Genomic DNA, 15,942 nt, shown 5'->3' with positions numbered 1-15,942 from the left:
TCATTTATGGGGGTAGTGACGCAGAGCAACATGAAGAAAGACAACATCAATGTGGACAATTTAAATAGCAAGTTGATTGCTTGGGGAGACTCTAAATCTAGTCATCATCTAAACGATTTAATGAGGAAGAAGGATTCAGGAGAACTAACGATTGCTGTGTGTGGTCATTTCTCTGCTGGGAAATCAAGTCTAATCAATTCGTTGTGTGGAATGAAGGTGTTGCCTTCCGGTCCTGTTCCAACAAGTGCAAATGTGGTCACCATTCGTCAAGGTGTGCCCCATGCTCTTATATATCCTGTAGCTACACAAGGTACAGATGCAGACATACAGGGGATTAGTCCAATGGAAGTCTCGGTCTCCCAATTAGATGATTACTGCAAGAATGGTGGCGAGTATTCTTCTATTGAAGTATGGGAGCAAATACCGCTGTTAGGGACAGAAGGTGTTCTAATGGATACGCCAGGCGTGGATTCTACAGATGACGGACATAAGAAGGCAACACATTCAGCACTTCACTTGGCAGATGTGGTTCTATATGTGATGGATTACAACCATGTTCAATCTGAGAATAACTTGATGTTCGCTAAAAACTTATCCGATTGGGGAAAACCTTTGTATTTGATTGTGAATCAGATTGATAAGCATAAGGAGCAGGAATTACCATTTACTATGTATCATGAGGAAGTTGTTACCGCATTTCAACGCTGGCAAGTCAATTATGAGGGGATTCTATATAACTCATTAAAAGATATGCAGCATCCATATAATCAGTATGATCGATTGAAGTCATTAATATCTGAATTGATTGAACAGAAGGAAGATCTATTAAGTCATAGCATTTCATGTTCAGTTCATCATATTGCGGAAAATCATTTGGAGCAATTCAAGGAATCCCTATCTACGAAGAAGGAAGAACTTCTTGAAGAAATGGGTGGAGAAGAAGCTCTGAAACAGATTGAGGAACAGTTAAGCCTATTGGAACTAGAAGGCAACAGAATCGTTGAACTTCCACAACAAGAAAGGGAAGTCCTTCGCTTGGAGTTAAATAAGTTGTTGGATAATTCGAATCTCATGCCTGCTGAAATTAGAGATTTGGCAGCGTTATTCTTGGAGAGCCGTAAGCCTGGTTTTAAGAAAGGATTATGGTTATCGACGAATAAGACACGAGTGGAACAAGAACATAGACAACAGGAGTTCCTTACGAAGCTACAAGAACAAGTCGCTTCACAAGTAGAGTGGCATGTTCGTCAAATGTTAACCACATGGGGTGAACGACATCATTTGTGGACAGAAGAATCGCAGAAAGGATTAGATCGAGCGATTCCTACAATAGATGTGTCTGTGATTGTACAGGGTCTGCAGAGTGATGCGATTCTCTCGGGAGAATATGTCCTGAACTATTGCCGTAGTATAGCTGAACATATCAAGAGCTTATATAGAAGAAGTATGATGGAGTTCGCGGAAGAACTCCTACTGCAATTGCAAGAGCGTGGTGCTCGCGATCTAGAGCACCACAATCAACGCATGGCCGACTTGCAACAGCAGTCGGCCGCAGGCTCCCGCTATGCAGCATTGCAGCGGGAGGAAGCAGTGCGCGCAGCAGCTCTAGCGGAGCTGCTGCCGCCACGGCAGGGCATCACCCCCGGCATCCTGCCGGTGGTGATGCCCCTCCGGCCACCCGCCGAAGCGGGGGTGGCCACGGCCACGGCCGCGGGCGCGCTTCGCGCTGCGCCCGCAACTGCACTTGCCCCGCCGCATAGCGCAGGCGGGGGACAACTGCGGCGCGGCGCCACCGGAGGGCGCCGCCAGCGCTTGGCGGATGCGGCGGCACAGCTTCATGCCGCATCTGCCAAGCTAGGGCAGTACCCGGCGATGGCATCCGCATCGCGGGCTATCCGTGAACGCGCCACCGCACTTGAAGGTGGCACGTTCACACTCGCGCTGTTCGGAGCTTTCAGCGCGGGTAAATCCTCCTTCGCCAATGCGTTGCTAGGCGAAGATGTCCTACCCGTATCGCCGCATCCTACCACCGCGGCGATCAATCGCATCCTTGCGCCACAGGATGACTACACACACGGTAGCGCCAAAGTAATCATGAAATCGTATGACACGTTCATGGAGGATCTAAAGATATCATTTAATATGCTCCACCTAGGTGTTCCACATCCTAAGGAATGGACCGATAAAGTTGCGCAGTTAAGTTCAGAAGGTATTCATCCTGCAGGCTTACCATATTTCGGCTTCTTAAAGGCTGCCTATGCAGGATGGAGTAAGGCAGAGACTCTTCTGGGCACTGAGCAACAGGTCGATTTTCAAGAATACCGTTCCTATGTAGCAGATGAGAGTAAATCCTGTTATGTCGATCGAATCGATTTATTTTACAGTTGTGATCTGACAGAGCAAGGCATTATTCTCGTAGATACACCAGGCGCCGATTCTCTGCACGCACGTCATACAGGTGTGACTTTCCAGTATATGAAATATGCGGATGCCATCGTGTTCGTAACCTATTATAACCATGCATTCTCCAAAGGAGATCGACAGTTCCTCTCTCAATTGGGAAGAGTAAAAGATAGCTTTGCCCTTGATAAAATGTTCTTTATTATTAATGCATCGGACTTAGCCACATCCAGTGATGAACTGAAGCAAGTGGTAGACCATGTGCATACTAATCTACGAAGTAATGGCATTGGTTCACCTCACATTTATGCTTTATCCAGTATGAATGCATTGAAAGGCAAGCGTAATAAAGATGAGTCCTTGTTGTTAGAATCTAGATTCACGATATTTGAGACAGCACTTGATGATTTCGCCGGCAAAGAGTTGCCAGGATTATCTATTCAAGCGGCCAAACAAGAGATCACACATGCACGTAAGCGTGCTGAAGAATGGGATCGAATCTCTAGACAAGATGAAACAACGAGAGAGAATCAAAGACAGAAGCTATCCAATATGTATAAGGTAGCTACAACACTATTGATTGATTTCATGGATATTGAATCTGCACATCGCATCATTGAACAAGAGACCATAGAATTATTGTTCCATGTTCGTCAACGCATTTATTATCGCCTTGGAACATTCTTTCAGGAGTCGTTTCATCCAACGATATTAAGAGATGGGTTACGTTCTCTCAAGGAGATCTATGTGGATTGTGGTCGCGAACTAGAAGAATCATTATTGCGTGAGATAGATCAAGAAATATGGGCAACGACGTTAAGACTTGAGCAAAAGGCGAAGTCTACAATTGAAGAAGTGGCGGTTCGTATCAAAGATCAGATTCATGATGTGAACGATGGGTTTATACTCGTTCCTTTTAAAGAGAATGAAGATTGGAATGTGCCTGATCTTCGTCTAAGTCGCTTCGTTCAATCCTTGGATTGGGCGGGATATTGGTCTTATTTCAGAAGTCCTAAAGTATTCTTTGAAGGAAAAGGTCGTGAACAATTACGACAAGCTGTTGAATCGATGTTAAAAGACATGATATCTGATGCCGTTAACGCACAACAACCGCATTTAACGCAATGGTATGGGGAAGAATTCCAAAATGGTATTGAACGCCACAAGGTTAAACTGCAAGAACAATTAATGGAAGGTTACAATGCCTTAGAACAGTCGTTACAAACATCGGATCATCCAGATGAATGGAAGAAATTAGCAGATGAACTAACTCTTTTTGAGCAAGTAATTCAATAAATTAGAGGGATTTGCTAAAGTGAGGAAGCGCTTTTATAGGCTTTCTTTTCTTTATGTACATTAAGCTAGGGATATCGAGTAAATAGCAACAATTGATAAGATAATTATGGTTGTATGAACCAGTTGGCGATTGCTTAAAGAACTAGGCTTAATATGATGAGTTACGCACTTTGCTCCCTTTCAAATAGGGTGGTAAACTTCATTGATATTCACAAAAAAAACAAAATTGATATGGATCACATGCATCCAGAGGAGAAGAAATATGAATATACTCAGGCAACTGCAGAGCTTCTTTTGGGATAAACGAAAGTTCTTGTATTTATCCTTCTTAACGCTAGCCATCGCAACCGCCTTAGGGTTGGTAACACCCATGTTACTTAAGAAACTTATTGATGAAGCTATTATTCCAGGACAATACGACAAAGTTCCTATGCTTGCCATTACGGTGATTGTTGTCGTTATCATCAAAGCCGTAATGCAATTTATTAGCGGTACATTAGGTGGTAGATTAGGTAATCATTTGGCGTATCGATTACGGAATGCTTGTTACGAGAAGTTGCAATTTTTATCTTTTCGTTATTATGATACTGCGAAGACAGGAGATCTCATGTCTCGTCTGACAGGTGACTTGGAAGCCATTCGAAATTTCATTGGATTCGGTTTGGTACAAATCATGAACACAGTGTTAATGGTATTATTCGGATCATTTTTAATGTTCTCCATTAATTGGCAATTAACGTTAGTTACGATGATAAGTGTTCCATTCTTAATGGCTGTGGCGTTACGATTTGAAGGGAAGATCCATCCTGCTTTTCAAGAAATGCGATTAGCACTAAGTTCTTTAACCACTTCCGTACAAGAGAATATCACAGGCGTTAGAACGGTTAAATCCTTTGCTCGTGAACCTCATGAGGTTGAGAAATTCTCTGTTCGTAATGAAAGATATAAGACGAATCAAATATTCACAGCAACACTTTGGAGTCGTTTCTTCCCATTTATGGAGTTCTTAGCATCCATTTCAGTCGTTCTACTCTTAACTGTCGGGGGAACCTTTGTAATTAAAGGCACGTTATCCATAGGGGAATTAGTAGCATTTTTCAGTCTGATCTGGTACATAATTGGACCTATGTGGAATATAGGGTTCTTAATTAATAACTACACCCAATCGGAGGCTTCTGGTGAGCGGGTATTAGAACTACTTCATCATCCTATTGACGTTCAAGACCGTGAAGATGCAGTGGAACTACATGCAGAAGATGTAAAAGGGCATGTTATCTTTGATCAGGTCACATTTGCGTATGGTAATAAGATGGCAGCGATCAAGGATGTGAGCTTTGATGTACCTTCCGGATCAGTTATTGGATTCCTAGGTGGCACTGGTTCAGGTAAATCTACCATCATTCAATTGCTTATGCATGCTTATCATGTCAATGAAGGTTCCATCAAGCTTGATGGAATAGATATTCGTGATATCACTGTTCATAGCTTGCGTAGTCAGATTGCTTCTGTATTTCAAGAGACCTTCTTGTTCTCATCAAGCATCCAGAATAATATTTCATATGGTTTGAACGATGTCTCTATGGAAGAAATTATACGTGCAGCCAAATTAGCCAAAGCTCATGAATTCATTATGGAGATGGCTGATGGATACGACACCCTTGTGGGTGAACGTGGGATGGGTCTATCCGGTGGACAGAAACAAAGAATTGCGATTGCGCGTGCACTATTAAAGAATCCGAAGATACTTATTCTTGATGATGCGACAAGTGCAGTAGATATGGAGACGGAACATGAGATTCAATCTGGGTTCCAGGAAGTGATGAGAGGACGTACCACCTTTATTATTGCTCATCGTATTTCTTCTTTACGACATGCAGATGAAATTCTGGTGTTAGATGAAGGAAAGGTCGTACAGAGAGGCAAACATGAACAATTAATTGCGATGGAAGGGCCTTATCGCGATGTTTACCAAATCCAGTATGCAGACCATATCTCCCGGTTATCCGGCGAAGCAGAAGAGCAGGTGAAATCATGAGTATCGGTATAAATAATGACATACAACGTGATAAGGACAACAAGGAACTGAATATAGAGAATAAAAAAAATGCAAGATTCGTATATCAAGATGATGATGTGATTGATAAGGCTTTTGACTGGGGCCAATTTCGTAGGCTGTTCGCATATATGAAGCCCTACGCTAAACAGCTATTACCTTTGATCGGATTAATGATGATCCTCGGTACCGTCACGAAATTAACCGTCCCTTTTTTAACGAGTATGGCGATTGATAAGGCGATCTTCCCAGAGCAACCAAGCCTCAAATTACTCTATATGATCGCAGCCTCGATATTTGTATTGTATATCGTGCAATGGGTTGCATCTGCATACCGTATTAAATATATGAACATCATTGGGCAAAGGGTCATATTTGACCTTCGAGCTGATTTATTCAAACATATTCAAAAGCTGTCATTTAATTTCTTTGATAAGCGACCTGCAGGGTCCGTGTTAGTCAGAGTCACGAATGACGTGAACTCCTTGCAAGAATTGTTCACCAACGGTGTCGTCAACCTCATGATTGATTTCGTTCAATTGATAGGGATTGTCGTTATACTGTTGATCATTAATGTAAAACTGGGTCTAGCCGTGATTGTTACGGTGCCCATTATGTTCTTTATTTCCACGAAGCTTCGAAAGAAAATCCGGTTAGCTTGGCAAGAAGTTCGAATGAAGGGTTCTCGGATCAATGCGCATTTGAATGAGTCTATCCAGGGTATTCGTGTGACTCAAGCTTACACACAAGAGAAAGAGAACATGGAGTTCTTCGAAGTAATGAACAAAGATGCTAAGAAATCATGGGATAAGGCAACCACAATGAACCAAGGATTTGGACCGCTCATTGAAATTACAGGTGGTTTCGGTACGTTAATTCTATTTTGGTTAGGGGCTTATTTGATCCAATCAGGGGAACTAACCATTGGTCTACTTGTCGCTTTCTCCAGTTATGTAGGTAACTTCTGGGAGCCGATTAATCGTCTTGGCATGATGTATAATCAGTTGTTAGTAGCCATGGCATCCTCAGAGCGAATATTTGAGTTCATGGATGAGAAGCCTAGTATTGATGATAAGATTAATGCAATCCCTTTACCACAGATTAAGGGTGACATTCGCTTAGATAATATTGTCTTTGAGTATGAGAAAGGCCGTCAAGCTTTAAAAGGGATAGATTTAGATGTTGAAGCTGGACAGACGATCGCACTTGTGGGACATACCGGATCAGGGAAAAGTACGATTATCAATCTATTAAGTCGTTTCTATGACATCACATCGGGTAAGATTACGATAGATGGTTATGATATACGCGATGTACAAGTAGAAAGTCTTCGTAGTCAGATTGGTATTGTACTGCAAGACACCTTCATTTTCTCTGGCACCATTCGCGATAACATAAAATTTGGCCGATTGGATGCTAATGATGAAGATATTGAAGCAGCAGCAAAAGCAGTAAATGCGCATGAATTTATTACGAATCTACCACGAGGCTATGACACGGAAGTAGAAGAGCGTGGAAATGCATTGTCCATGGGACAGCGTCAATTACTTTCATTTGCAAGGGCGTTACTTGCCAATCCACGTGTGTTGATCTTGGATGAAGCAACGGCTAGTATAGATACGGAAACCGAGCTCAAGATTCAAGAAGCCTTAAAAGTATTACTTCAAGGTCGAACATCTTTTATCGTTGCACACAGATTATCTACCATTCGACATGCCGATAAAATTGTGGTGTTAGATCATGGGGAAATTAAAGAAGAAGGAAGTCACGCTGAACTAATTCAGAGAAAAGGAATATATAACGGACTCATTGAGGCCCAATACAGGTTCGTATAAGCTAGATTGAAGAAGGTCATACTCCTGTTTCTTTGTAAATATGACAAGTCTTTTATGAAAATGTAACAAATAAATCAAATTAATTGCATAAAATTGTTGAAAAATGATAGAGTGCTCTTGCATTATATTTGTAAATCCATGAAAATAGAGAAGATAGATCTCTAGGGAGGTGCAAATGATGTGGGAGTACTCCTTTTATTCTGCACACTCCAGTAAAAGGATGATTTAGGGTAGTAGAGAATTACAGCAAGAAATTGTTCCCAAAAGCCTAAGATATAGGACAAGGAATATTAGTATTTTGGAATAGGAGAACAAACGTAGATAAAGAATAGCTGTAACGTTTGATACTACTAATGATGTTCAGATTACACGTTAGACAGCAACTATTGCTGCTAATCTATTGAAAGTGGAGGCGTTTAACCATGAACAGTAGTATTTCTACCCCTACATTATGTATCAGAAAGTTTCAATGGGATGACCTAGAAATTCTAAACGCATTAATGAGAGAACTGCACTACCCAACAACATTGAGTGTGATGAGAGAACGTATGTTAGAAATGGAATCGAGCCCACTTTATTGCACACTTGTTGCTGAGGTGGACGGAAAAGTCGTTGGTGAAATAAGTCTAAGACAGATTCTAACGTATTCTAGTGCTATACCTACAACACAGATTACATCACTAGTTGTTGCTAAGGATTATCAAAGGCAAGGTCTTGGCAAGCGATTGATCCATAGCGCAGAAGAGTGGGGCAAAGAGCAGGGCAGCAATCTATTGTTTCTGAAAAGTGGTAACCGTGTTGAACGTGCACCTGCTAGAGCATTCTATAGACATATCGGTTTTACCAATGTAGGTTATCAATTCAGTAAACCATTATAAGCTTAATAGGCTAATTATGATGAATGGATGGCATTTCATTTGATGTAAAACGAACATATAAGGTACCTCTAATCAGCAAGTCGGATTAGGGGTACCATCTTTTTTTTAACCTGGGATGAAAAGCATGGTATGATCATGATGTGACAGAATTTTTGGTATCGCTTACACAATAAAAGTGAGGTATAAGAATCATGTATAGACTTATTTTAGTGGATGATGAAGAAGATGTGCGCGAAGGGTTATTAGATGAAATAGTATGGAATGATTATGGGTTTGAAGTGGTCGATAATGCTGAGAATGGGCGAGAAGCGACGGAGTTAATTGAGAAATATCAACCAGATGTTGTAGTAACAGATATACATATGCCTTTTATGAATGGGCTGGAATTGGCAGAATGGATACGTGAACATTCTCCGAACACCAAGATTATTATATTAACGGGATTTGATGAGTTTGAATATGCACAGAAAGCAATCAAGTTACAAATTGATGAATATGTACTTAAGCCGTTTTCTTCTAAGGAGTTTGTTGATGTACTTTTAAAAGTGAAGATGAATTTAGATAATGAAGCTGCTGAACAAGCTGATTTGCGTAATTTACGTGAACATTATCGAGAGAGTCTACCTATTATGAGAGGAAAGTTTCTATCTTCCTTATTAACAAGAAGAGTTCCAATCCATGAAATTAATGAAAAGATGGTTAGCTATGAGCTTAATTTGAGAGCATCCTTATATATGATCTCCATAGTAAGGGTAGATTATTTTCATGCGAACCTTCAGGATAAAGATACTTCTGACATTTCCCAAATGGTCACTTCAACATCTTTAAAAGATGTACATAATCGACAACTGCAATTATTTGCTGTGCTGAATATTGCTGAAGAGATTTGTATGAAATATGGTGTTGGTAAGGCATTCCTTCATTATGATGATGTGGTTCTTCTATTAATGAATGATGATCAGGATTCTGAGAGAATGATTCAGAATATGTTAGAGATATTAGAAGAAATCAGACAAAATGTAGAGAAATATCTGAAGTTAACGGTAACCGTAGGTGCAGGGGCGATAACGCACAGACTAGAAGGTGTGAACCATTCTTATCGCGATGCATTGCAGGCGTTGGATTATCGACTTTTGCTTGGCAATAATCGTGTGATTTGGATTGATGATGTGGAATCAAGATCGAACCGAATCAAGCATGAGCCACTCCTTTATGATGAGTTGAAACAACTAACCTTAATTCGCGCTCTAAAGGTAGGAACAGATGTGGAAGTGATCGAGACGGTAGATCATTTGTTCTCTGGTGAAGAAATAATCCAACTTAGTGTGAAGGATTGTCAGGTATATATATTAGAGATTATGACATCCATTATGAAGACAGCCAAAGAATTTCGGATGGAATTGGACGATACCTTCGGTACAGCGGAGTATTTCAGTGAGATTACGAAATTGAACAATTTAAACGAAGTGAAATTATGGGTTACACAAGTATGTCTCAAGCTGATGAATCATATCTCGAAGGGACGACAATCTAGTTATAACCAGTTAGTTGAGAACGCTAGATCATATATCGCTATTCATTTTCATGAGAGTGACATATCTATAAATACAGTATGTAAACACTTACACATTAGTACGGGGTATTTCAGTAGTGTATTCAAGAAAGAAATGAAGATGACCTTTGTCAACTACCTCATGCAACTTCGGATGGAATCAGCGAAAGATTATTTGAGTTCAACGGATTTGAAGTCTTTTGAAGTGGCAGACAAAGTAGGATTTACCGACCCTAATTATTTCAGCTTTTGTTTCCGTAAGAGATTCGGGATATCACCAAAAGACTATAGGAATAATACGGGAGGAGCCAATCTGAGTGAGAATCCAAACGGGAAACCGTAAGTTATTTAAACGTTCCAGAAGCCCCAAAGTCCCGCTTTCTTTTAATGTAAGAAGTATTCAGGTAATTATTACGATTTCATTTACAATGATTACGGTTGTCGTGGTGTTATTGGTCAGCTTATTACTCTATAACAAGTTCGTAAAGTCTGCGGAAGATAACGCCTATCTGAATATCCAACAAATTATTGATCAAGTAAATTCTCATTTAGAGCTATATGTCAAAGGTATGCAGGATATTTATGAAGTGGTCGAGCAACAGATCGGACAGACAGGTAACATCTCGGATTCATTATTAAAAGAACAACTGACAACGCTTCTTCATACGCGGGAGGACTTGGTCTCGCTGGCTCTATTTACACCAGATGGTCAGATGGTGCTAGATGTTCCAGATGAAACGATGCGACGCAATACGCAATTAAAGGAGCAAAGCTGGTATCAAACCGCTCTGAAACAACCTCAAACGGTATCCTTTTCGCAACCTCATATCCAAAATTTATATAAAGGACAATATAAATGGGTGGTCTCTCTAAGTCGAATGATCACTTACAAACAGGACGGTGTCTTAAAAAAAGGCATTCTTTTAGTAGACGTTAACTTTAGAACGATTGATGAATTGAGTAGTAAAGTCAGTCTTGGAAAAAAGGGCTATGCCTATATTATTGATGATGCAGGAAACATCATTTATCATCCACAACAGCAACTCATTTATGCAGGTCTTAAATATGAGAATATTGAACCTGTTTTTGACTATGCCTTTGGAAGCTATATCGATTACTCTACCAAAGATGAAAGGTATATCACCATTCGTACAGTAAAACCTATTGGTTGGAAAATCGTAGGTGTCGCTTATCCTAATGAAATCGTAACGACAAAGAGAGATCTTCAAGTGTTTCTTACTTGGTTTCTCGTTGTAGTCATTACGGTAGTCCTTCTGATCTCTATCTATGTATCTGCCAAAATATCACAGCCTATTCGTAGGCTAGAGAAGGCGGTTAAACAAGTTGGTCAAGGTGACTTCAATACACCTATTGATGTGAAAGGTGCCTATGAAGTAGTACAACTCTCCAAACGATTCAACCTAATGCTACATCAGACTCGTCAACTCATGAGTCAGATTATTGTAGAGCAAGAAGCCAAACGAAAGAGTGAACTAGATGTTCTTCAAGCACAGATCAACCCACATTTCTTATATAATACGTTAAATTCTGTAATAAGACTGGTAGAACGCGGGGAAAAAGAAGAAGTGGTGACAGCCATTACTTCATTATCCAAGTTATTTCGTATTAGTCTTAGTAAAGGGATGAATATGATTACACTTGGGGAGGAATTAGAACACGTACGTCACTATTTAATTATTCAAAAGATTCGATATAAGAGCAAATTCAATTACACGATGGATGTACAAGATGAGGCTTTATCCTGTATTACGCTGAAGCTTATTATACAACCCATTGTAGAGAATGCTATCTATCATGGCATTGAACTCATGCCAGATGAAGGAAGTATCGCTATCGCTGTCAAAGTTGAAGGAGATAGCGTCGTCATCTCGGTTACAGATAATGGTCTGGGCATGAGCGAAGAAGTAATGAGTCAACTGTTAACTGGTAGCGTGAAAAACACATCGGGATCAGGTGTAGGTGTCAAGAATGTACATGAACGAATCCAACTCTATTATGGTGAGGCATATGGTCTGACCTTTATGAGTGAATTAGAAGAAGGTACAACGGTGTTCATTACTTTACCTGTTGTTAGAAATGATCATCATGTTGTAAATATGGAGGGAGACGTATGACCAAGACCCTAAAGAAGTTCATGTTGATCATTATATTTATAATGTTATTACTAGTCTCTTGTTCAGATACGTCCTCACAGTTACACAAGACAGATAAATCTTACAAGGTGAGCATGATCGTTAAGATGGATAGCGGTGCTTTTTGGAACACCGTTAAGATGGGCGCAGAGATCGCTGCCAAAGAGTACAACGTGGAATTAACATTTCTTGGTCCGGACAGTGAAGATGATATAGAGGAACAGATTAGGTTAGTGAATGGGGCTATTCTGAAGAAGACCGATGCGATTATATTGTCAGCAGGTGATTATATGAAGCTCGCACAAGTCACAGATCGTGCTGGATTTCATAAGATTCCAGTGCTGTCGATGGATACGGAAGTAGCCTCAGCGCGGGTGAAGACGTACATTGGAACCAACAATTATGAAGCCGGTCAGAAGGCTGCAGAGAGATTAATTGAATTGATGCATGGGGAAGGTCAGATCGGATTAGTTAGTTTTGTTAAAGGTGCACGAAACGCAGATGAGAGAGCATCTGGTATGTTGGATTACATAGCAAGATTTCCAAAGGTAGAAGTAGTAGATACCGTCTATTGTGGTTCCAATGTACAACTAGCGGCAAATCTAACCAATGAAATGATTCGGAAATATCCTCATATCAAAGGAATAATCGCATTGAATGAAATTGCAGGGATTGGTGTCTCGCAAGAAGTATCTAGGCTTGGACTTGGTGGAAAGGTGAAAATAGTTACTTTCGATAGTCCTCCAGAAGTCATGGAAATGCTTCAAGAAGGTATCGTTCAAGGAACGGTGATTCAGAATCCTTATAGCAATGGATATTTAGCTGTGAAGCATGCTGTTGAAGTACTTGAAGGGATTCATGTGCCAGAACGAGTGGATACTGGTTCGAAATTGATTGATCTTGACAATATGTTATGGCCAGAAAACCAAAAACAGTTGTTTCCATTTGTTAGGTAACGAACAAGTCATTAGAATTTTTATATAAGACATTAGAATTTTATATTTGGTTTATGAAGCGAATCACGGATAATAAGATTTATCCAATAGGATGCTTAATGTTAAATATAAATATATGGGAGGTCTATTGTAAATGAAGAAAAACATGAAAAAGATTACACCAGTTCTACTCGCAGGTGCATTGCTAGGATCGATGTTGGCAGGATGCTCGAACTCGGCAGACGGAGGGAAAGAGCCTCAAATCGGGGTAGCGATTTATAAATTCGACGATACTTTCATGACGGGTGTTCGTAATTCAATTAAAACGAATGCTGAAGGAAAAGCGAAAGTGGATATCGTAGATAGTCAGAACTCTCAACCGACTCAGAATGATAAAGTGGATTTGTTCGTAACAAAGAAAATGAATGCGCTTTTAATTAACCCAGTAGACCGTACAGCAGCTGGTGTTATTATTGATAAAGCGAAGGCAGCAGACATTCCTGTTGTATTCCTTAATCGTGAACCACTTCCTGATGATATGAAAAAATGGGATAAAGTATATTATGTTGGTGCTAAAGCAGAAGAGTCTGGTACCATGTCAGGTCAATTAATTGCTGACTATTGGAAAGCTAATCCAGATGCAGATAAGAACAAAGATGGTGTTCTGCAATATGTCATGCTCAAAGGTGAGCCTGGACACCAAGATGCAGAATTAAGAACAAAGTACTCTATCGAGGCTATTGAAGCAGCTGGAATCAAAGTGGAGAAAGTAGCAGAAGACACAGGTATGTGGGACCGCGTTAAAGGTCAAGAAAAAATGGCTGCATTCCTAGGTGCACATGGTGACAAAATTGAAGCTGTTCTTGGCAATAATGATGATATGGCTTTAGGTGCGATCGAAGCATTAAAAGCGAATGGTTATTTTAAAGGTGACAAATTCATGCCGGTTGTTGGTGTAGATGCTACAGCTGCTGCGATTGAAGCTCTAGAAGAAGGAACTATGCTAGGAACTGTACTAAATGATGCTAACAACCAAGGTAAAGCATCTGTAGTTCTAGCGACACTATTAGCAAATGGCGAGACACCAACGAGTGAAAATGCTGGGTTTGAGATTACTGATAATCAATTTGTATGGATTAAGTACAAAAAGATTACAAAAGAGAATATCAACGAAGCAAAATAAGATTGTAACTATTGAGGAGCGGGTGTAAAGCGATCATCTCGCTCCTCTTTCATTGTTCATAGTGAGGTTCGAGGAGATAGAGTGCCAATTATAGGCAACATATGAGTCACGTAGGAGGAGGCGGAAAACCATGGCTGACCATGAATTTTTGCTAGAAATGATTGAAATTACAAAGGAATTTCCTGGCGTAAAAGCATTAGATGGTGTTAGTTTTCAAGTGCGTCCTGGTACAGTACATGCTCTCATGGGAGAGAATGGTGCTGGGAAATCAACACTTATGAAATGTCTTTATGGAATTTACGGGCCAGATGCTGGTCAAATTATATTGGATGGCATTCCAGTTGAGATAAACAATTCCAAGGATGCCTTAAATCAAGGTATTTCAATGATTCATCAGGAGCTTCATCCAGTACCCCACCGCAACGTTATGGAGAATATCTGGTTAGGCCGATTCCCAACTATGGGGTATGGTCCAATTCAGTTTATTGACCATAAGAAGATGTATAAGGATACCGAAGAGTTGTTTGCTGATTTAGACATTGATTTGAAGCCAGACATGATTGTTGGGAAGTTATCTGTTTCCAAAATCCAATCTATCGAAATCGCGAAAGCTGTCTCCTTTCATTCTAGGATCATCGTGATGGATGAACCCACTTCTTCACTGACAGGCGTTGAAGTAGAACACTTATTCCGTATTATCCGTGATTTGAAGTCTAGAGGAGTAGCCATTATTTATATATCTCACAAAATGGAAGAGATTCTACGCATCTCCGACGATGTTACGATCATGCGAGATGGGAAGAAGATCGGTACGTGGCTAGCAAGTGATTTAACTACGGATTCCATTATTTCGAAGATGGTTGGACGTGATCTTACGAATCGTTTCCCGGAACGGGATAATGTACCGGGAGATGTTATTTTGAAGGCAAATGCCTTAACTTCCACCCAACCTAGATCATTTAAGGATGTATCCTTTGAACTACGTAAGGGTGAAATTTTAGGTATTGGTGGATTGGTTGGAGCGCAAAGAACCGAACTTATTGAAGCTTTATTTGGTCTAAGAGAACTTGCATCAGGAAGTATTTCAATTAATGGCAAAGAAGTCAAAATAAGATCAGCAGAAGATGCTAAAAGATTAGGTATGGCACTTCTAACGGAAGAAAGACGCGTATCAGGTATCTTCCCTGTATTATCAGTGCATGAGAATGGTGCCATAGCTAATATGGATCGTTACGAAAAGCCTTATTTCTTACTCGATAAGAAGCGTAAGAAACAAGAAGTTGACGATATGATCTATAAACTACGTACGAAGACACCAACAACCAAAACGTTGATTATGAATCTATCCGGTGGTAATCAACAAAAAGTATTATTAGCTAGATGGTTGCTTACAAATCCAGAGATTCTATTGTTAGATGAACCAACACGTGGAATTGATGTAGGGGCAAAATACGAAATTTATACCATTATCGCTGACTTGGCGAAACAAGGGAAAAGCATCATTATGATCTCTTCTGAGATGCCTGAACTCCTTGGGATGTCCGATCGAATTATGGTAATGTCTGAAGGTCGTCTCACAGGAATCGTAGAGGGTAATGTGGCTACACAAGAACAAATCATGACATTAGCCGCTCAGCATTAATGAAGGCATCAACGA

Annotated in this window: 9 protein-coding genes; all 9 read left to right on the top strand. The window is 40.2% G+C overall.

The genetic code is table 11. The features are described 5' to 3' along the window. Positions 1-6 precede the first annotated feature (6 nt). The 9 genes from ACH8E3_RS00575 to ACH8E3_RS00535 all read left to right on the top strand — a co-directional run bounded on the left by ACH8E3_RS00575 (position 7) and on the right by ACH8E3_RS00535 (position 15,927). A complete protein-coding gene (locus ACH8E3_RS00575) occupies positions 7-3,696 on the top strand; it encodes a dynamin family protein (protein ID WP_458630637.1) in 3,690 nt (1,229 codons plus the stop codon). 262 nt (positions 3,697-3,958) lie between these two features. After that, positions 3,959-5,731: an ABC transporter ATP-binding protein gene (locus ACH8E3_RS00570; RefSeq protein WP_458630636.1), complete on the top strand. Its 1,773-nt coding sequence runs from the start codon at positions 3,959-3,961 to the stop codon at positions 5,729-5,731. Continuing rightward, positions 5,728-7,584 (top strand): ABC transporter ATP-binding protein, encoded by a 1,857-nt coding sequence (locus ACH8E3_RS00565; RefSeq protein WP_458630635.1) that lies wholly within the window; start codon positions 5,728-5,730, stop codon positions 7,582-7,584. Before ACH8E3_RS00570 ends, ACH8E3_RS00565 begins: the two co-directional genes overlap by 4 nt. Before the next feature lie 422 nt (positions 7,585-8,006). Next, positions 8,007-8,462: a GNAT family N-acetyltransferase gene (locus tag ACH8E3_RS00560; protein ID WP_458630634.1), complete on the top strand. Its 456-nt coding sequence runs from the start codon at positions 8,007-8,009 to the stop codon at positions 8,460-8,462. Between the two features lie 191 nt (positions 8,463-8,653). Further along, positions 8,654-10,357, top strand: coding sequence for a response regulator (locus ACH8E3_RS00555; RefSeq protein WP_458630633.1), 1,704 nt, complete (start codon positions 8,654-8,656; stop codon positions 10,355-10,357). A gap of 85 nt (positions 10,358-10,442) precedes the next feature. Next, on the top strand, positions 10,443-12,149 hold the full coding sequence (locus ACH8E3_RS00550; RefSeq protein ID WP_458630890.1) for a sensor histidine kinase: 1,707 nt from the start codon (positions 10,443-10,445) through the stop codon (positions 12,147-12,149). Then, positions 12,146-13,123 carry a substrate-binding domain-containing protein gene (locus ACH8E3_RS00545; protein ID WP_458630632.1) on the top strand — a complete coding sequence of 326 codons (978 nt, stop codon included), beginning with the start codon at positions 12,146-12,148 and terminating at the stop codon, positions 13,121-13,123. The genes ACH8E3_RS00550 and ACH8E3_RS00545 overlap by 4 nt, the downstream gene beginning before the upstream one ends. 145 nt (positions 13,124-13,268) lie before the next feature. Then, positions 13,269-14,285 (top strand): galactose ABC transporter substrate-binding protein, encoded by a 1,017-nt coding sequence (locus tag ACH8E3_RS00540; protein ID WP_458630889.1) that lies wholly within the window; start codon positions 13,269-13,271, stop codon positions 14,283-14,285. Between the two features lie 130 nt (positions 14,286-14,415). Next, the gene (locus ACH8E3_RS00535) at positions 14,416-15,927 is read left to right on the top strand and encodes a sugar ABC transporter ATP-binding protein (RefSeq protein ID WP_458630631.1); all 1,512 of its coding nucleotides are present in this window, start codon (positions 14,416-14,418) and stop codon (positions 15,925-15,927) included. The last annotated feature ends 15 nt before the right edge of the window (positions 15,928-15,942 follow it).

This window comes from Paenibacillus sp. CMAA1364, assembly GCF_054373195.1.
This window is presented reverse-complemented; position numbering and strand designations above follow the sequence as displayed.

What these genes read in the sequence shown, in the direction of transcription:
- ACH8E3_RS00575 (WP_458630637.1), top strand. Translation starts at nt 7, where the DNA reads ATGGGGGTAGTGACGCAGAGCAACATGAAGAAAGACAACATCAATGTG.
- ACH8E3_RS00570 (WP_458630636.1), top strand. Translation starts at nt 3,959, where the DNA reads ATGAATATACTCAGGCAACTGCAGAGCTTCTTTTGGGATAAACGAAAG.
- ACH8E3_RS00565 (WP_458630635.1), top strand. Translation starts at nt 5,728, where the DNA reads ATGAGTATCGGTATAAATAATGACATACAACGTGATAAGGACAACAAG.
- ACH8E3_RS00560 (WP_458630634.1), top strand. Translation starts at nt 8,007, where the DNA reads ATGAACAGTAGTATTTCTACCCCTACATTATGTATCAGAAAGTTTCAA.
- ACH8E3_RS00555 (WP_458630633.1), top strand. Translation starts at nt 8,654, where the DNA reads ATGTATAGACTTATTTTAGTGGATGATGAAGAAGATGTGCGCGAAGGG.
- ACH8E3_RS00550 (WP_458630890.1), top strand. Translation starts at nt 10,443, where the DNA reads ATGATTACGGTTGTCGTGGTGTTATTGGTCAGCTTATTACTCTATAAC.
- ACH8E3_RS00545 (WP_458630632.1), top strand. Translation starts at nt 12,146, where the DNA reads ATGACCAAGACCCTAAAGAAGTTCATGTTGATCATTATATTTATAATG.
- ACH8E3_RS00540 (WP_458630889.1), top strand. Translation starts at nt 13,269, where the DNA reads ATGAAAAAGATTACACCAGTTCTACTCGCAGGTGCATTGCTAGGATCG.
- ACH8E3_RS00535 (WP_458630631.1), top strand. Translation starts at nt 14,416, where the DNA reads ATGGCTGACCATGAATTTTTGCTAGAAATGATTGAAATTACAAAGGAA.